An 18,316-nucleotide genomic window follows, 5' to 3' on the forward strand; every position below is an offset into this window, starting at 1 on the left:
GGACCGCTGACGGCGGCGCCCCCGCTCTGACAGCATCCGAACAGTGTTCGGTTGCTGACCGGTGCAGGGGGATCCGTGTTCGGCTTCGTCCTTCCGCGGCTGCGCGCGCACCGGCTCCTGCCGGGCGCCGCGTTCCTCGCCGTGCTGCTGACCACCACGGTCCTGACCACCCTCGCCGGCTACGCGGACGCCGTCGGCGACGCCGGACTCCGCCGCGCGCTCACCACCCGCGCCGCGCCCGCGGCCGCCCTCCGCGTCACCGCGCAACTGCCCGCGGACGCCACTCCGGCCGCCGACCGCGCGGTACGCCGCGGCGCCGCCCGCGCCTTCGACGGACTGCCCCGCACCGTCCGCACCCTGCTCCGCTCCGGTCCGTACGCGCTGCCCCGCGGCCTCCCGGCGCACGGCGCCCGGCGCGGCGGGGACCCGGATCTCACCCAGCTCGCCGCCCTCGACCGCTCCCGCCTCACCTTCACCGCGGGCACCGCGCCCGCCGCGCCCACCGGCGGCGCTCCGCTCCAGGTGGCGGTGCCGGAGGCGGCCGCCGCCCGGCTCGGCCTCACCCCCGGCCGCCGCCTCACCCTCACCGACCGGCTCTCCGGCCCCGACCTGACCGTCGAGGTCACCGGCGTGTGGCGCCCCGCCGACCGCACCGACCCCTACTGGCGGCTCGACGAACTCGGCGGCCGGGGCGTGCGCACCGCCGGGTTCACCACCTACGGGCCGCTGCTGACCGCCCCGGAGGCGTTCCGCGGCGGACGCGTCGCCCAGGAGGCGGCCGGCTGGCTGGTCACCGGCGACTTCCGCACCCTGACCGCCGGACGGCTGGACGCGCTGACCGCCGCCGCCCGCCCGGCCGCCGCGGCGCTGATGGCCGATCCGGCGTTCGCGGGGCGCGCCACCGCCGCCACCGAACTCCCCGCCACCCTCGACGGACTGCGGCGCGCCCTGCTCGTCAACCGCGCCGGCGTCCTGATCGTCGCACTCCAGCTGATCCTGCTCGCCGGGGCCGTACTGCTGCTGGTCGCCGGGGCGTTGGCCGCCGAACGCGCCGCGGAGAGCGCCCTGTTGCGGGCGCGCGGCGGCGCCCGTCGCACCCTGGCCGCCGCCGCGCTGGCAGAGGCGGCGCTGCTCGCCCTGCCCGCCGCGCTCGCCGCGCCGCCGCTGACCGTCCCGCTGCTGCACCTCCTCGCACGCGGCGGCCCGCCCCTCGGCACCGCGCCGACCGCCGCCACCTGGGCCACCGCCGCGGCCGTCGCGGCGGGCTGCGCCCTGATCCTGGCGGCGCCCGCGCTGCGCACCGGCGTGGCCGGGCCCGGCCGCCGGGCCGCACCGCCCGGGGTGCTGCGGGCCGGGGCCGATCTGGGGCTCGTCGTCCTCGCCGCGGTCGCCCTCGTCCAGCTGCGGCGGCACTCCGCGGACGGCGGCGGGGTGCTGACCGAGGACGCCGCCGGGCGGCCGGTCATCGACCCGGTGGCGGTGGCGGCGCCCGCGCTGGCGCTGCTCGCGGGCGCCGTGGTGACGCTGCGGCTGCTGCCGCTCGCCGCCCGCCTCGCCGAACGCGCCGCGGCCGCCGGACGGGGCCTGAGCGCCGCGCTCGCCGCCTGGCGGATCGGCCGCCGCACCGCCGGCGCGGCCGGACCCGTGCTGCTGCTCGTCCTCGCCACCGCCCTGGGCATGCTCGCCCTGGGCCAACGCGCCTCCTGGGACCGCTCCCAGGACGACCGGGCCGACTTCCTGGCAGGCACGGCCGTCCGCGTCCTGGCCGGCCGCGCCCCGCAGTTCGGCACCGGCGGCGCGCTGGCCGCCACCCCCGGCGTCGCGGCGGCACTGCCCGCCGGGCAGGCCCCGCTCACCCTCTCCGACGGCCACACCGCCACCCTCCTCGCCGTCGACACCCGGGCCGCCGCCGGTGCCCTGCTGCTCCGCGGCGACCTCGTCGGCGGCCCGGCCGACGCCCCGCCCGGCCGCGCCGCCGCCCCCGTCCTGCGCGCCCTCGCCCCCACCGGCACCCCGCCCGGTGTCGCCGTGCCCGAACACACCACCCGGCTGCGGCTGACCTTCACCCTCCGCTCGCTGCGCACCCTGGGCACCGCCCACGGCGCCCCGGCCCGCGACACCGGGCCGGTCCCCGCCGACGTCACCGTCCAGCTCACCGACGGGTACGGCGCGCCGTACCCGCTGGCCCTGGGCCGCGTCCCGGCCGACGGGCGGCCGCACACCCGCACCGCCGACCTCACCGCCGCCGCCGGGCCCGGCGGCACGCCCGTAGGACCACTGCGGCTGACCGCGCTCACCGCCACCATGGCCCAGCCACCCATCGCCCACCGCCAGCGGCTGACCCTCACCGCCGCCCGCGCCGACCTCCCCGACGGCACCGGCCGCGCCCTGCGCCCGCCCCGCGGCCCGGCCTGGACCGGCCGCCTCGGCACCAAGAGCACCTACGCCGACGAGGACTTCGGCCCCCGCGCCCGCGCCGCCACCGTCCCGCCCGGCGCGCTCGCCGCCCAGACCTACGACACCGGCGCCCGGCCCCCGGACGGCTACGGCGCCGCCGTCACCACCGTCCGCACCCTCGCCGCCCACCCGCCGCGCGGCCCGCTGCCCGCCGTCGCCACCGACGCGTATCTGCGGGCCGGCGGTTCGAAGGCGGGCGCGACGGTGGACCTGACCGTCAGCGGGCAGCCGGTGCGGGCCCGCATCGTGCGCGCCGTGCGGGCGCTGCCCGGCCCCGCCGACCGGCCCGCCGACGGCGCGGGCCTCCTCGTCGACCTCGGCGCCCTCGACGAGGCACTGACCGACCTCGACGCCGCGCCGCTGCCCGCCACCGAGTGGTGGATCACCCCCGCGGGCGGCGACGCGGCGCGCGCCGCTGCCGCCCTGCGCACCCGCGCCGACACCGAGCCGGGGCAGGTCCTGGTCCGCGACGAGAGGGCCGCGGCGCTCCACGGCGACCCGCTGGGCCGCGGCCCGCGGGCGGCGCTCGCCGCGGCCACCGTGGTCGCCGTCGCGCTGGCCGCGGCGGGCTTCGCGGTCGGCTGCGCCGCCGCGCTGCGCGCCCACACCGCGGAGTCCGCCGTCCTGCGGGCGCTGGGCGCGTCCCGGCGCCGCCGGGCCCGCGCGGTCCTGGCCGAACAGGGCCTGCTGATCGCGGCGGCCACCGCCGTCGGCGCGGCCCTCGGCACCCTCCTGACCCACACCGTCGTCCCCCTGATCGTCCTGACCGAGCACGCCGACCGCCCCGTCCCGCCGGTGCTGGTGGAACTGCCGGGCGGACAGGTGGCAGCGCTGATCGCCGCGGTCGTCACGCTCCCGCTGCTGGCCACCGCCGCCGTCGCCACCCGGCACGGCGACAGCACGGGTGACCTGCGGGGACGGAGGGCCGCCTGACATGACCGGCACCCGCCGTCCGCGCGCCGCGCGGCATCCCGCGTCCGGGCCCGCCGTGGCGCTCGGTGTGCTCGTACTGGTCACCGCCTTCCTCGCCGCCGCGTTCGTGCGGGGGATCGACGCGTACGAGACCCGGGGCGCGCGGGCGGCCCTCGGCGGAGCCCCCGCCGAGCAGCGCGTTCTTCAGATCTCACTGTCCCGCGGCGACGCCGGTCCGGGTGCGGCGTCCGACCCGGACCGCGCCGACCGGGCCCTGCGCCGCGTCCTGGGCGTGCCCGTCACGCCCGGTGACACGATGCACGGCGTCCGCACCACCACCGCGCTGACCACCCCGGATCCGGCGCTGCCCCGGCCGGACGGCGCGCCCGCCGCGTTCGCCCTCTACGCCCCGTCGGACCTCGGCGGGCACGCCACGCTCACCGCGGGGCGGCTGCCGCGCGCCGCCGCGCCCGGCACCCGGGTGCTGGAGGCCGCCGTCACCGGTGACACCGCCCGCACCCTGCGGCTGCGGCCCGGCACCGTCCTGCACCCCGGCGCGCTGACCGTACGGATCACCGGCCTGCTCACGCCCCGCGCCGCCACCAGCGCGTACTGGTCCGTCGACGACCTGCTGACCGCCCCGCGCCTGGGCCCCGCCGGCGGCGTCCCCCCACAGCGCGCCTGGCGCGGCGCGCTGCTGCTGGCGCCCGGCGACGGCGCCGCGCTCGCCGCCGGCGGACGCGGCGCCCCGGAGACGTTCTGGTGGTACGGGCTCGACGCCCGGCCGCTGACCGCCCGTCAGGTGCCGGTGCTCCGCGCCCGGCTGGCATCCCTCGAACACGGCGCGGGTCTCGCCGCCGTCCGCACCGCCGTCGGCCCCGGCACCGTCGTCGACACCGCCGCAGACACCCTCCTCGCCGACCACGAACGCTCCCGCGCCGCCCTCACCCCGGTGATCGCCGTCGCCGCCTGCACCGTCGCCACCACCGCCGCCGTGGTCCTCGTCATGGCCGGGTCCCTCGCCGCCGCCCGCCGCCACGACGAACTCGCCCTGCTGCGGGCCCGCGGCAGCTCCCTGCCGGGCCTGGCCGGGCGGCTCGCCGCGGGCAGTTGCGCGGTGGCGCTGCCCGCCGCCGCGGCCGGCTGGGCCGCCGCCGTCCTCCTCGTCCCCGGCGTACCCGGCACCCCGGCCACCGGGCCGCTGCTCGCCGCGGGCGCCACCGCCGGGGCGGGCGCCGCCGTCCTGCCGCTGCGCGCCGCCCACGCCCACCGGCGCCCGCGCCCCGCCACCCGCCACGACACCGCCACCGCCCGGCCCTCCCGCCGCCGCGCCGTCGCCGAACTCACCGCCGCCGCCCTCGCCGCCGCGGCCGTCGTGGCGCTGCGGCGGCACGGACCGGCGACCGGCCCCGACCTCCTGGCCAGCGCCGCCCCCGTCCTCGTCGCGGTGATCGCCACCCTGCTGCTGCTCCGCCTCCACCCACTGCCGCTGCGCGCCCTGGCCCGGCCCGCCGCCCGCAGCCGCGGCCTCACCGGCTTCCTGGCACTGGCCCGCACCGGCCGCGCCCGCACCGCCGCCGCACTGCCGCTCCTCGCCCTGCTGACCGCGCTGACCTGCGCGTCCTTCGGCGGCGCGGTGCTGCGAGGCATCGGCCACGGCCGGGACGCCGCCGCGCTGGCCGCCGTCGGCGCCGAGGCCCGCATCACCGCCGACCGGCCCCTGTCGCCGGACCTGCGCACCGCCCTGACGCGGCTGCCCGGCGTCACCGACGCCGTCCCCGTCCACACCGAGATCCAGCCCGCACCGGACAACGGCCCGCCGCTGACCCTCGTCACCGCCGACCCCGCCGCCTACGCCCGGCTCGCCCGCGCCACCGGCCTCGGCGCGTTCCCCGCCCGCACCCTCGCCGACCCGGGCGGCGACACCCCGCTGCCCGCCCTCGTCTCCCCCGACGTACCGCGCCGCCTCGGCCACGACCCGATGCCGCTCCAGCCCGAGGCCGGGGCGCTCGTCGTGCAGCCCGCCGCGGTCCGCGCCGACACCCCGGCCCTGCCCGGCGGCTCCTTCCTCGTCGTCAGCGCCGCCGCCGTGCACCGCCTCCACCCGGACGCCGACACCGCCCCCACCGCCCTGCTGCTCTCCGGCACCTCCCCCGACCCCGCGGCCCTCCGCGCCGCCGTCCGCGCCCACACCCCGCCCGGCGCGCACCCGGTGACCGTGGTGCGCGACGAGGTCCGCGCCCGCCTCGCCGACGCGCCGCTCCAGCAGGGCGCCCAGCGGCTGTACGGCGCGGCGACCGCCGCCGGCGCCGGGTACGCGCTGCTGGCCCTGCTCCTCGACGGAGTGCGCGCGGCGCCCGGACGCGCCCCGCTGCTGGGCCGGTTGCGGGCCCTGGGCATGCCCCGGCGGCAGGCCCGGCGGCTGCTGCTCCTGGAGGCGCTGCCCCCGGCGCTGCTCGCCGCGGCGGGCGGCGCGGCGACCGCCGCCGTCACCCTGTGGCTGCTGGGCCCGGCGACCGACCTCACCCCGCTCGCCCTGCCCGGCGGCGCCCCCGGCACCGTCCCGCTGCGGCCCGGTCCCGCCACCGTGCTGCTGCCCTCGGCGGGCGTCCTCCTCCTCGGCCTCGCCGCCGCCCTCGCCCACGCCGGACCGTACGGCCGACGGCAACCCCCCGACCGGAAAGCTGGTGACCTGTGACGGAGCGACCCACGTCCCACGACGGCACGACCGGTGGCGATCCGGCGAAGGGCGGTACGGAGGGCCGTGTGCCCCGCGGCGTGACGGACTGCGGCGCACCCGACGGTCACCCGCCCCACACCGCACCGGCCCCCGCCGCACCGGACGGCCGCACCCCGGCCCCCGCCGTCACCCTCGCCGACCTGGAGCGCCGCGCCGCCGCCCGGGGAGACCGGCCCGCCTACGGGCACGACGCGCTGATCGTCTGCGACCGGCTGGTCCGGGTCTTCGCCACCGACGGTGTGGAGGTCCAGGCCCTCCAGGGCCTCGATCTGCTGGTCGCCGAGGGCGAGTTGATGGCCCTGGTCGGCGCGTCCGGCAGCGGTAAGTCGACGCTGATGAACATCCTCGCCGGGCTGGACGTCCCCACCGCCGGAGCCGCCCGCGTCGCCGGCCACGACCTGCTGGCGATGGGCGCCCGCGACCGCCTCGCCTACCGCCGCGACACCGTCGGCTTCGTCTGGCAGCAGACCGCCCGCAACCTCCTGCCGTACCTCACCGCACTGCAGAACGTGGCCCTGCCGATGCGGCTGGCCGGCGGGCGGCGCCGCGCGGCCCGCGTCCGCGCCGCCGAGGAGCTGCTGGCCATGCTGGGGCTCGGCCACTGCCGCGACCGCCGCCCGCACGAGATGTCCGGCGGCGAGCAGCAGCGCGCCGCCATCGCCGTCGCCCTCGCGGGCACCCCGAAGGTGCTGCTCGCCGACGAACCGACCGGCGAGTTGGACTCCGCCACCGCCGAGCAGGTCTTCGCCGCGTTCCGCACCGCCAACGCGGAGCTGGGCACCACCGTCGTCATCGTCACCCACGACCAGGCCGTCGCCGACGAGGTCCGCCGCACCGTCGCCATCCGCGACGGCCGCACCTCCTCCGAGGTCCTGCGCCGCACCGAACGCGACGCCGCGACCGGCGCCGAATCCCTGGTCTCCCGCGAATACGCGATGCTCGACCGCGCCGGCCGCCTGCAACTGCCCGCCGACCACCTGACGACCCTGGGCATGGCCCACCGCGTCCTGCTGGAACTGGAGCCCGACCACATCGGCGTCTGGCCCGACCACACCGCCGACGACGCGGCCCGCAGCCGTACGGAGGAGGCCGCCGGCAGCCGTACGGACGCCTCGCCCCGCAACCGGACGGACGGCACGGCGAAGAGCGGAGAGCGAGGCGACGGGGGCGGGAGCAGGGGCGGCGGAGGCGCGCCGGGGGCGTGAGCCGGCACCGTCCTGGCAGCAGGCACCGGACCTCACCGGTTCTCCGCCAGGTGGCGCCGCGTCCCGAGCGGGCGCCGGACCCACGGCATGCCGCGCCCGACCCGCCCGACGGCCCGGCCACCCGGCCACCCGGCCACCCGGACCGAGGAGAGAAACAGAACGGGCCGGGCCCTCACAGACCCGGCCCCACTCGGCTCGGTTCACCAGGCCGCCGGCCCGGCCCTCCGCCGCCCGCCGAACCGGACGCGTCGGCCCGACCGGCCCCGACCCGCCCGTCGGCTCAGCTCGGCGTGACCGTCAGCCCGGACAGCCCCGGCCCCGTCACCCGTACCGCCACCGACCCGTAGGCGGTGGACAGCCGCAGCCAGCCGGCGGCGGCGAGCAGCGCGGGCGGCTGCGGGACGGGTTCGGTGAGGGTGGCGCCGCCGGGCGCCGCCGTGACCGGCGCGGGCCGCAGGAAGCCCAGGGACCGCGCGGCGTGCACGGCGCGCAGCGGCAGCCGGGTGTCGCCGATCGTCCGCGACCAGATGTCCCGGCCGATCGCGTCCCGCGCCGCCCGGGTGCGCTCCTGCGGGGCGAGCGCCTCGTCCCGGGCCCGGAACTCCGCGACCGCCGCGGCTACCGCCCGGCCCAGCGCGTCCGGACCGGGCAGCCCCGGCACCCGGCGCCAGCCGCCCCGCGGCGGCAGCACCCCGGCCCACGGCGGCCCGGTGACCGCCGCCGGCACCGTCACCACGACCTGACCGGCGTCCTCCGGAGCGATCGCCTCCAGCAGGTCACCGGCGGAGACGGTGGTGTCCAGCCGCATCCCGTCGGGGCCGCCGGGGCCCCGCGGATCGGCCAGCCGCGCCGTGCGGATCGCCAGGACCTCGAAGGACGGCGGCCGCCCGAAGACGGCCAGCGCCCCGCCGCCGCCCTGCAACCGCACCGCGGCGGCCTTGTCGTAATGCAGCAGCCTGGCCAGGAAGGCGACGAGGTCCGCCGCCTCCCCGGCATCGGCCAGGCGCAGCACCGTCATCCGGCGACTGCCCCCTTCGCCTGCGCGGCGTCGTCGAGGTACTCCTTCAGATACGCCTTCTCCTCCGCGGTCAGCCGACGGGGCCGCTCGGCCGCGAAGTCGTACGGCACCACGACGGTCGAGGCGCGGAGATACAGCGTCCCCTCGTCCTTGACCTCGTAGGCGACCGTCATCGACGCGGCACTGATCTTCGTGACCCACATCTCGATGGTGACCGGCGCGTGCCGGTGCACCAGCGGGCGGACGTAGTCGATCTCGTGCCGCGCGACGACCGAGCCCCCGGTGAACGACACACTGCCGTTCCCCGGCGCCAGCCGGTCCATGAAGTCGATCCGCGCCTCTTCCAGATAGCGCACGAAGACCGCGTTGTTGACATGGCCGAACGCGTCCATGTCCGACCAGCGCAGCGGGCAGGCGTAGGTGTGACGCACGATGTCAGCCCCGGGTCAGCTTCTTGTACGTCGCACGGTGCGGACGGGCCGCGTCGGCACCGAGCCGCTCGACCTTGTTCTTCTCGTACGACTCGAAGTTGCCCTCGAACCAGAACCACTTGGAGTCGCCCTCGTACGCCAGGATGTGCGTGGCGACGCGGTCGAGGAACCAGCGGTCGTGGGAGACGACCACGGCGCAGCCGGGGAAGTCCAGCAGCGCGTTCTCCAGCGACGACAGGGTCTCGACGTCGAGGTCGTTGGTCGGCTCGTCGAGGAGCAGGAGGTTGCCGCCCTGCTTGAGGGTGAGCGCCAGGTTGAGGCGGTTGCGCTCACCACCGGAGAGCACCCCGGCGGGCTTCTGCTGGTCCGGCCCCTTGAAGCCGAACGCCGACACGTACGCCCGCGAGGGCATCTCGACCTGACCGACGTTGATGTAGTCCAGCTCGTCGGAGACGACGGCCCACAGCGTCTTCTTCGGGTCGATGTTCTCGCGGCTCTGGTCGACGTACGAGATCTTCACCGTCTCGCCGACCTTGATCGAACCGGCGTCCGGCGTCTCCAGCCCCTGCAACATCTTGAACAGCGTGGTCTTGCCCGCGCCGTTCGGACCGATGACGCCGACGATGCCGTTGCGCGGCAGCGTGAACGACAGATCGTCGATGAGGACCTTCTCGCCGAACGCCTTGGAGAGGTTCTCCACCTCGACGACGACATTGCCCAGCCGCGGGCCCGGCGGGATCTGGATCTCCTCGAAGTCCAGCTTCCGCATCTTGTCCGCCTCGGCGGCCATCTCCTCGTACCGCGCCAGACGCGCCTTCGACTTGGCCTGGCGGCCCTTCGCGTTGGAGCGGACCCACTCCAGCTCGTCCTTGAGCCGCTTGGCGCGCTTGGCGTCCTTCTGACCCTCGACCTTCAGACGGGTCTGCTTGGTCTCCAGGTACGTGGAGTAGTTGCCCTCGTAGCCGATGGCGCGGCCGCGGTCCAGCTCCAGGATCCAGCCCGCGACGTTGTCGAGGAAGTACCGGTCGTGGGTGACGGCGACGACGGTGCCCGGGTACTTCGCGAGGTGCTGCTCCAGCCACTGCACGGACTCGGCGTCCAGGTGGTTGGTGGGCTCGTCGAGGAGCAGCAGGTCGGGCGCCTCCAGCAGCAGCTTGCACAGCGCGACACGGCGGCGCTCACCACCGGAGAGGTTGGTGACCGGCCAGTCACCGGGCGGGCAGCCCAGCGCGTCCATCGCCTGCTCCAGCTGGGTGTCCAGGTCCCACGCATTGGCGTGGTCAAGGTCCTCCTGGAGCTTGCCCATCTCCTCCATCAGCTCGTCGGAGTAGTCGGTCGCCATCAGCTCGGCGACCTCGTTGAAGCGCTTCAGCTTGCCCATCACCTCCTTGGCACCGTCCTGGACGTTCTCCAGCACCGTCTTCGACTCGTCCAGCGGCGGCTCCTGCAGGAGCATGCCGACGGTGTAGCCGGGGGAGAGGAACGCGTCACCGTTCGAGGGGTGCTCAAGACCCGCCATGATCTTCAGCACCGTGGACTTACCGGCGCCGTTGGGGCCCACGACACCGATCTTCGCGCCCGGCAGGAAGCTCAGCGTCACGTCATCGAGGATGACCTTGTCACCGTGCGCCTTGCGCGTCTTGCGCATCGTGTAGATGTACTCAGCCAAGAGAAACCGTCCGGCAGTCTGGATCGTGCGGGTCTGTAGGGCTCCGCCGCGTGGGCCATGAAGCGGCGTGGCCGCGCGAGGGCAGATACACCCATCTTGCCGTACGGCCCTGCCCTGGCGGAAACGCGTCGGGCAATCCCCGGGGAGGAACGGGCCGCGCCGCCGGGCCCGCGGAGACCACCGGGCCCGGGACCGCGCGGCGCGGCACGCCCCGGCGCACGGCGGCACGGCGCACCCCGGCATACGGCGGCGGGCGGCGCCCCGCCCAGGGGAGCCGCCCGCCGTCGCTCACAAGGAGGAGGTGTTACGCGGTCTTCTTCTTACGGAGGAAGAACACCGCGCCGCCGCCGATCAGCACCAGCACGACCGCGACACCCGCGATCACCGGGGTGGCGCTGCTGGAGCCCGTCTCGGCGAGGTCACCGCCGGTGGTGTCGCCACCACTGACGCCACCCACCGACGCGGGACTGGGCTGCGGGGTGGGCTTGCCGCCACCGGAACCGGCGGTCTTGCAGTCCAGCACCCCCGAGAACGTCTTCTCGAAGCCGCCCGCACCCTTCACCGTGATCTTGTACGGCTGGTCCTCGCCCACCGGCACCGTCACGGTCTTCGAACCACCGGGCGCGACCTCGTAGTCCTTACCGGACACCGAGAAGGGGAACGCCTCGTCGCCACGGTTGGTGGTGGTGACGTCCACCCCGCCCTTGGCGCAGTTCTTCTGCGCGGTCACCGCGGGCACCGCGCCCTGCTTCTTCCACGACGCCGTCGCCGTCGCCGACACCGTCGACTCACTGGAGCCGGCCAGGATCTGCGTCTGGCTCTTGGCGTGCTCACCGATACCGGTGAAAGCCCGGCCGACCGGCACCTTCGTGGCGGCCTGCGCGGTCAGCGAGGTGCTGCCGTCCTCCGCGCCCTTCGGCACGTCGAAGAAGAGCTGCGCACCGTCGGCGGCGCTCGTGACGGGCTTGCCGTCCTTGCCGACGACCTTCACCCCCGCCGGCAGGTCCGCCGCCGGGGAGACCGCGACGCTGTCCGCGTTGGTGCGCACCGTCACCGGGCCCAGCCGGCTGCCGGACTTACCGGAGACCGCGGGCGGGTCCAGCGTCAGCGACGCCTTCGGCTCCGCGAGGTTGCGCGCACTGCGCTCCAGGTAGTCGGCGAGCTTCTCCGCCGCCGGGTTCACCGCGTCCACCTTGACGTGGTCGGAGAACCGCCAGATCGCGACCTGCGTACCGGCCGCCGCGGTCTTCTCGCTCAGCCCCCGCGCACCGGCCTTCTGCGCCAGCGCCGCCAGGTCGTTGACCTGCGGGTAGGAGTTCTGCAGGATCCAGCGGATCTTGCCCGCGTCCGCGTTGTCGTGCAGCGACGAAGCACTCCACGGCACTTCCTGGTACTTCGCCTGCTGCTGCGTCGGGTTGTGCACGTCGATGCAGTACGTCTGCAGCGTGCCACCGTTGTCCACGGACATCTCGAACAGGCCCGCGCCGAGGGGCTGGTCCCCACCCTCACCGTGCACGATCGCCTGGTCGTAGATCTTCAATCCACCGAGCGTGGCCGTGGCACCGCCGTGCCCCGCGACCGTCTCGTCCGCCGCGGCAGGTCCCGCCGTGGCTATCGCACCCGCCGCGACCAGGCCCGAGGCCAGGACCGCGGCGGCAAGGCGGGCTGCGCCCCGCCTCTTCCTCGAAAGCATGAATTTCCCCTCTGGGCGAGGCGGTCGAGTGGGGAGAAGCCTCGCCGGAAAGATCCCAGACAACTCAACAGCTGAACAGATCAGCCCCCGTGAGTACTCGTCGGATCCTAGGGAGAAGCCGCAACACGGTCCCCGGGATCACACCCCTGCAAGCGATCCGAATCGCAATCGTTATCGAGGGTCGCATGTGGGGGCTGGGTTTATCGATAAATCCCTGGGGGGGCTCCCCCCCCCACCCCCTCCCTCCCCCACTCCCCCGCCTCACCCCGCCCAGCCCAAGCCGACGCCCGAAGGCCAGGCCGAGCCCAGGGCGGGCCCAGGTCAGCCCAGACCCAGACCCAAAGGGCAAGGTGCACGACCCAAGCCCACCCCGGCCCGCCCTCCCTCCACTCGCCTAAACCTCCACCGCCACTTCCCCCTTCACCGCACCCTCTTCCACCGCACCCCCTCCCCTGGCGCTCTCCGTATTCCTCCCCTTCTGCTCTCCCGCAGCCGCTCCCGCCGCCGCGCCATCAACCCTCGCGGCGACCTCAGCCGCAGCCCCGCCGCCACCTCCGCCGTCCGGCGCGGACGGTGCCGCGCTCCCCCACACCGCTCCTGCTGTCGACCAGTCCGGGGCCGGCCCGCTTCCCGCTCCCGCACGTTCGCCCGACTCTGATGCGGTACGGGACCGGGGCGCTGTCCGGCGGAACGCGGTCGTCCCCCGGGCGAGGTCGTGGCCGATCGCGACCGCTTCGACCTCCGCGGCGATCCATCGTTGTCCGCCGCGGTCCGCGGACTGTTCGCCCTCCCGTACGCGCAACCTGCCCTGGACCAGGAGGGGTTCGCCCACCGTCACGGATGCCGCGACGTGGTCGGCGAGTGCGCGCCATGCCTTGACGGTGAAGAAGCTGGTGTCCCCGTCCGTCCACCGTTCGCGGGCCCGGTCCCACCGGCGGGGTGTCGCCGCCAGCCGGAACCGCGCCACCGGTACGCCCGTCGGTGTCTGCCGGTGTTCCACCGCCGTGGCGGCGTTCCCCACCAGCGTGATCATCGTGTCGTTCATCGCGCCCCCTTGCCGGGCCACCGTCACCGGCGCCCTTCGCTGCGTTTCTCCGTGGCGCGGCCGCTTCCGGGTCGCCCGGACCGCCGCTGCCTGCGTGACCGTTCTCATGCTGCGGGCATCGGCCGGACGCCGCTCGGCCCTGTGGACGACGGACCGCCATGGGGACAACTGCGCCACTCGAACGGGAAGTTCACGGCGCAGAAATGCAGGAGAGCCGAGAAGGCAGGGAACCCGAGAGGCGGAGGAACGAAGAGAACGAGCGGCCGGAGAAGAACGCGGAGAGGAACAAGGAGGCTCAACCGCACGAAGCCCCCGGAACACCGCGCCCCCTCGCCCCCCCCGGAACACCGCGCCCCTCCCGCCCCCGGAACTCCGCGCTCTCACGCCCCCGACGCGACCGCGTACTGTTCCCGGACCTCCTGGTAGCGCAGCAGTTCCGCGGCGACCGGTTCGAGGACGTGGGCCCGGCCGCAGTCGGCCGCCGCGTCCCGCAGGCGCCGCTCCGTCTCCTGACCGTGACGGCGTGCCGGGGCCCGCGCCGCGAGCGCGCACGCCCAGGTCAGGGCAGGTGCGCCCGCGGCGCTGAGGAGCGTCACGGCCAGAGCGGCGGGCCATCCCGTGGCGTGCGCGGGGCCCGTCACCGTGCTCAGCAGCCATACCGTGCCGACGACCTGGAGGACGCAGAGCAGCGCCTGGAGCGCGGCCGTCACCGTCCACCATCTCGGCCGCTCGGGCCCCGGCAGCAGTGCCTCCTCCGCCTCGGCGGCGACCGTGTCGAGCGCCGCGGGCAGTTCCCTGGCGCCGCGCCCGGCGGCGTCGCGTACGGCCTGGGCCCACGGCGCGGGCAGGGCGCGGGTCGCCTCACCGGCCAGATTCCGTACGGCCTGTTCGACGACAGGGCGGGCCGTGGCGCGGTCGAGCGGGGGTGCCGGGGTGGGGGTGATGGTGCGGGTGTGGCGGTCGCGGAGGCGGGTCCAGGGGGTGGCGCAGGCCCGTTCGGCGTGGCGTAGCCAGTCGTGTTCGGCGGTACGGCCGGTCGCGGCGGCGCCGACGGCTTCGGCGAGCCGGTCGTCGAAGGCGCGGCGGGCCTGTGCGGTCAGGGTGACGCGGCCCTGGGTGGTGCAGGCGGGGCGCAGGCGGGCGGCGGCGGTGTCGAGGTCGGCGGTCAGGCGGCGGTCGGCTGCGGTGTGGCCCGCGACGAACCGGCCGAGGGTGTCGCGGAGGTCGTCGACGCCGGTGCCGGTGGCGGCGGAGAGGGCGAGAACGGTGGCGCCCGGTTCGCCGTGTTCGCCCAGTGCCATGCCGTCGTCGTCGAGCAGTCGCCGCAGATCGTCGACGACCTGGTCGGCGGCGTCGCCGGGCAGCCGGTCGATCTGGTTGAGGACGACGAAGGTGACCTCGGCGTATCCGGCGAGGGGCCGCAGGTAGCGCTCGTGCAGGACCGCGTCGGCGTACTTCTCCGGGTCGACGACCCAGATGACGGCGTCGACGAGTTGGAGGAGCCGGTCGACCTGTGCGCGGTGGCCGGTCCGGGCGGAGTCGTGGTCGGGCAGGTCGAGGAGGACGAGGCCGTCGAATCCGGTGGCGTCCGGGGCGGGGGTGTGGCGGCGGTGCGGGGGGATGCCGAGCCGGTGGAGGAGGCCGTCGGCGCCGGGCCGGCCGCCGGTCCAGACGCAGGCGACGGGTTCGCCGGTGGTGGGCCGTTGGGCGCCGGCCGGGGAGCGGGGTGCGCCGGCCAGGGCGTTGAAGAGGGAGGATTTGCCGCTGCCGGTGGCGCCGGCGAGGGCGACGACGGTGTGGCGGGCGGACAGCCGGCGGCGGGCGTCGGCGGCGTCGAGGACCTGTCCGGCCTCGTCGAGGGTGGCGCCGTCCAGACGGGTGCGGGAGAGGACGGTCAGTTGCCGCAGGGCGTCCAGGCGGGTGGGCAGGGTGTCGCCGGGGCCGTGGCCGTCGCGGTCGGGGTGGCCCTCGAAGCCGTAGGCGCCGGGGAGCGCTCGTTCGTCGGCGGGGTCCGGGGGGACGTCGCGGGGTGCGGGCCCGGTTGTTTCCAGTGGGGTGGCGGGGGGTGTGCCGTTCCCCTGGGGGCCGATGCGGCCGCTGCCGGGGGGCGGGCCCGTTTCCTCCGGGGTGCGGGGGCTCCAGGGGGTGGGCAGCCGTCGGCGCCGGCGGGCAGGGCCGCCGGCGCGCGGGGGGCCGGCGGGGGCGCGGCGGGCGATGAGGCCGTCGTCCCAGGCGGTGGCGCGGGGGACGAGGCGGCCGTCGGTGCGGACCGCGGCGCCGGCCGCCCGGTCCCGGTGGTCCTGCGGTACGTCGGTGTCGCGTCCGGTACCGGGGCGGGCGGGCGCCGGGGGCGGGCCGGTGTCCGGGGCCCCGTCCGGCTCCGGTGGGGCCAGGGCGGGTGCTGGGGCCGGGGCCGTGCCGGCGCGTTCGCCGGGGGCCGGGCAGGCGCGGCACCCGCCGGTGGGGCCGCACGCGGCGCAGTTCCCGGCGGCGGGCGGCGGTACCGGGGCGGGGATGCCGGGGGCGGCCGGGCCGCCGTCCCGGGAGACGCCCCCGGGTCCGCCCGCCGCCGCGTCCGTCCCGTCCCCCGTGTGGTGTCCGCGGTCGTCGGCCGGCCCGGTCATCCGGTCACCTTCTCCCTCTGCAGTACGGACAGTGCGGCGATGAGTTCGGCCTGCTGGTCGGGGGGGACGGCGAGTTGTTCGAGGGGGGCGAGGCGGCGTTGGCGTTCGGCGGTGAGGGCGCGGTCGAGGTGGGCGGTCAGGAGGCGGGTGCCGCGGTCGTGGAGGCGGAGGGTGCTGCGGGCGCCGAGGAGGGTGGCGAGGCGTTCGGCGGCGGTGCGGGCGCGGTCGCCGCCGAGGAGGGCGGTGGCCAGCAGGGCGGTGGGTTCGTCGGGGGTGACGGAACCGGGGCGGTGCGCGGCCCGGCCGCCGCGGGCCTCGCGGATCTCCTCCTCGGCGAGTTCCTCCAGGCAGCGGCGCCAGCGGCGGACGGCGACGCCGAGGCGGTCGGGTGCGCCGGTGGCGGCGCCGTCCGGGGCGATGCCGGCGGCGGCCGGGTCGTGGCGCCAGGCGTCGGCGGTGTGCTCGTCGGCCCGTTCGACGGCGCAGGCCAGGAGGGCGGTGAGGCCGCAGGTGAGGGCCGTGAGGAGGTCGTCGGGGCGGCCGCCGCGGGCGTGGTCGCGCCAGTGGGCGCGGGCGTCCCCGGCGAGGACCTCCCCGGCGGCGATCTCGCGCCGTACGCGGGTGGCGGCCTGTGCGTACGCCTCCTCGACGCGGGCGGCGAGGCGCAGTGCGGCGGCGTGCTGGGCGGCGGCGGCGCCGGCGAGTGCGGGCAGGCGGCTGCGGAGGGAGGCGATGACGCCGGCGGTGGTGCGGTGGGCGGCGGCGGTGCGGGCGGGCGGGTCCTGGGCGTGGCGGGCGAGCCAGTCGCGGAGGGCGGCGACGGCGCTGGCGGGCAGCAGTCCGGTGCCGCCGCCCGCCGATTCGGGGAGTTCGGGGATGGTGAAGCGGGGGACGTGGCCGAGCCCGGCGCGCCGGAGGAGGGCGGCGTAGCGGTCGGAGATGTCCGCGGCGATCTGGTGCGGTACCCGGTCGAGGACGGTGACGAGGGTGACGTCGTACTCCTTGGCGGTGCGCAGCAGGTGCCAGGGGACGGCGTCGGCGTAGCGGGCGGCGGTGGTGACGAGGATCCAGATGTCGGCGGCGCAGATGAGTTCGGCGGCGAGTTCGCGGTTGCGGGCGACGAGCGAGTCGATGTCCGGGGCGTCGAGGAGGGCGAGTCCGGCGGGGAGGGCGGGATCGGTCTCGATACGGAGGGTGGGGACGGGCGGCTCGTCGCGGGCGGTGTGCGGCATGTCGTCCGGGTACGCGGGGTGGCGGTCGCTCGGCGGGCGCGGCGCCCCGTGCCGTCCGGGTGCGGCGCCGTGGTCCCCGTCGTACGGTCCGTCCGTCCCGTGGGCGGGGTACGGGGGTGTGGTGGCGGGGCGGGGCCGGGCCGTGTTCCGGCGGGGTTCGCGGGTGCCGGGTCCCGGGCCGTCCTGTTCGGGGACCCAGAGGCGGGCCAGGTGGGGCAGGACGCGGCGGCCGGCGAACCAGTGGAGGTCGTCGGGGTGGCAGACGAGGACGGGGGTGCGGGTGGTGGGGCGCAGCACCCCGGCTTCGGAGACGCGGCGGCCGACGAGGGAGTTGACGAGCGTCGATTTCCCGGCGCCGGTGGAGCCGCCGATGACGGCGAGGAGCGGGGCGTGGGGTGCGCGCAGCCGCGGCATGACGTAGTCGTCGAGTTGGGCGAGCAGTTCGTCCCTGCTGCGCCGGGCGCGGGCCGCGCCGCTCAGCGGCAGCGGGAAACGTGCGGCGTCGACGCGGTCGCGCAGTACGGACAAGGCGTCGATGAGTCGGGGTCGTACGTCCAAGGTCGCCACATGTGCAGAATGCCCAATTTAATTGGGTTTTTGAAGCGTATACACCTGTGTGCGCGCCATAAAAACCACCACAGAACGGCACAAGCAGCACATGAGACGATCGAGGCAAGCACCCCGCAGGCATAACGACTGCACAACAGCCGCCGCCCGAGCGGCCAAAACCGATGCAGGATTCGTACCTGCCTGCGATTATCGGGACCGCTTCACGGAATCTCCACAACGTGCCACGGAGGTGAAGCAACCGGGACGAGGCACCCGGACCTCTATCCTTGTCCGCGGTCCGTGATCCACGTCCACCACCGGCCCCCGTAGCTCAGCGGATAGAGCAGGTGCCTTCTAAGCACTTGGCCGCAGGTTCGAGTCCTGCCGGGGGCGCCATGCCTCAGACCCTCCTTCGGGAGGGTCTTTTTGCTGGTCGGGGCGGTTTCCCGGCGTCGTGAGCCTCTTCCGGGACCGGTCCGGCGTCGCCTTGGAATGTCCGGCTGAGGCCGGTCGGAGGCGGCTTCCGGCGGCCGTTCGGCCCGAAAACGGCCCGAAAATCGGGCCGCCCGCTGTGGTCCTGGCTCCCAGCGCGAAGACGCGTGACTCGGCACCGATTCGGCGAGGGGGACCGCCGAAGGCCCCTTCTCCGCCCACCGCCGGGACGGCGCTGTACTCAGCGACCTCGTCCCTTCGCCGTGCCCAGGTGGGGCAGGGCACCGGGGAGCTTCTGCGGGCCTTCGA

Annotated in this window: 10 protein-coding genes and 1 tRNA gene; 4 read left to right on the plus strand and 7 right to left on the minus strand. The window is 76.4% G+C overall.

Going from position 1 to position 18,316, the window contains the following annotated elements; genetic code table 11:
• Positions 1-75 precede the first annotated feature (75 nt).
• The 3 genes from ACZ4M8_RS03860 to ACZ4M8_RS03870 all read left to right on the plus strand — a co-directional run bounded on the left by ACZ4M8_RS03860 (position 76) and on the right by ACZ4M8_RS03870 (position 7,314).
• Positions 76-3,390, plus strand: a complete 3,315-nt coding sequence (locus tag ACZ4M8_RS03860; RefSeq protein ID WP_467603060.1) for an FtsX-like permease family protein — start codon at positions 76-78, stop codon at positions 3,388-3,390.
• A gap of 1 nt (position 3,391) precedes the next feature.
• Positions 3,392-6,067 carry an FtsX-like permease family protein gene (locus ACZ4M8_RS03865; RefSeq protein ID WP_467603062.1) on the plus strand — a complete coding sequence of 892 codons (2,676 nt, stop codon included), beginning with the start codon at positions 3,392-3,394 and terminating at the stop codon, positions 6,065-6,067.
• 182 nt (positions 6,068-6,249) lie between these two features.
• A complete protein-coding gene (locus tag ACZ4M8_RS03870; RefSeq protein ID WP_467603472.1) occupies positions 6,250-7,314 on the plus strand; it encodes an ABC transporter ATP-binding protein in 1,065 nt (354 codons plus the stop codon).
• A 280-nt stretch (positions 7,315-7,594) separates the two neighbouring features.
• On the opposite strand, the gene ACZ4M8_RS03875 is transcribed toward ACZ4M8_RS03870, so the two are convergent.
• From ACZ4M8_RS03875 to ACZ4M8_RS03905, 7 genes are all read right to left on the minus strand, one after another.
• Complete coding sequence (locus tag ACZ4M8_RS03875) at positions 7,595-8,332, minus strand: DUF8010 domain-containing protein (protein WP_467603063.1); 738 nt, start codon at positions 8,330-8,332, stop codon at positions 7,595-7,597.
• Positions 8,329-8,763: an acyl-CoA thioesterase gene (locus ACZ4M8_RS03880; protein WP_467603064.1), complete on the minus strand. Its 435-nt coding sequence runs from the start codon at positions 8,761-8,763 to the stop codon at positions 8,329-8,331. Before ACZ4M8_RS03880 ends, ACZ4M8_RS03875 begins: the two co-directional genes overlap by 4 nt.
• 4 nt (positions 8,764-8,767) lie before the next feature.
• On the minus strand, positions 8,768-10,432 hold the full coding sequence (ettA, locus tag ACZ4M8_RS03885; protein WP_467603066.1) for an energy-dependent translational throttle protein EttA: 1,665 nt from the start codon (positions 10,430-10,432) through the stop codon (positions 8,768-8,770).
• A 304-nt stretch (positions 10,433-10,736) separates the two neighbouring features.
• A complete protein-coding gene (locus ACZ4M8_RS03890) occupies positions 10,737-12,125 on the minus strand; it encodes an LAETG motif-containing sortase-dependent surface protein (protein ID WP_467603067.1) in 1,389 nt (462 codons plus the stop codon).
• A 394-nt stretch (positions 12,126-12,519) separates the two neighbouring features.
• Positions 12,520-13,170 carry a single-stranded DNA-binding protein gene (locus tag ACZ4M8_RS03895; RefSeq protein WP_467603068.1) on the minus strand — a complete coding sequence of 217 codons (651 nt, stop codon included), beginning with the start codon at positions 13,168-13,170 and terminating at the stop codon, positions 12,520-12,522.
• A gap of 380 nt (positions 13,171-13,550) precedes the next feature.
• Entirely contained in the window at positions 13,551-15,794 is a 2,244-nt protein-coding gene (locus tag ACZ4M8_RS03900; RefSeq protein ID WP_467603070.1) for a GTPase, read from the minus strand.
• Positions 15,791-17,584, minus strand: coding sequence for an ATP-binding protein (locus tag ACZ4M8_RS03905; RefSeq protein ID WP_467603473.1), 1,794 nt, complete (start codon positions 17,582-17,584; stop codon positions 15,791-15,793). Before ACZ4M8_RS03905 ends, ACZ4M8_RS03900 begins: the two co-directional genes overlap by 4 nt.
• 311 nt (positions 17,585-17,895) lie before the next feature.
• Between ACZ4M8_RS03905 and ACZ4M8_RS03910 the strand changes: the two genes are divergently transcribed.
• Positions 17,896-17,971: transfer RNA gene (locus ACZ4M8_RS03910), tRNA-Arg, on the plus strand.
• Positions 17,972-18,316 lie beyond the last annotated feature (345 nt).

It is taken from the genome of Streptomyces sp. NPDC027185, from assembly GCF_055567035.1.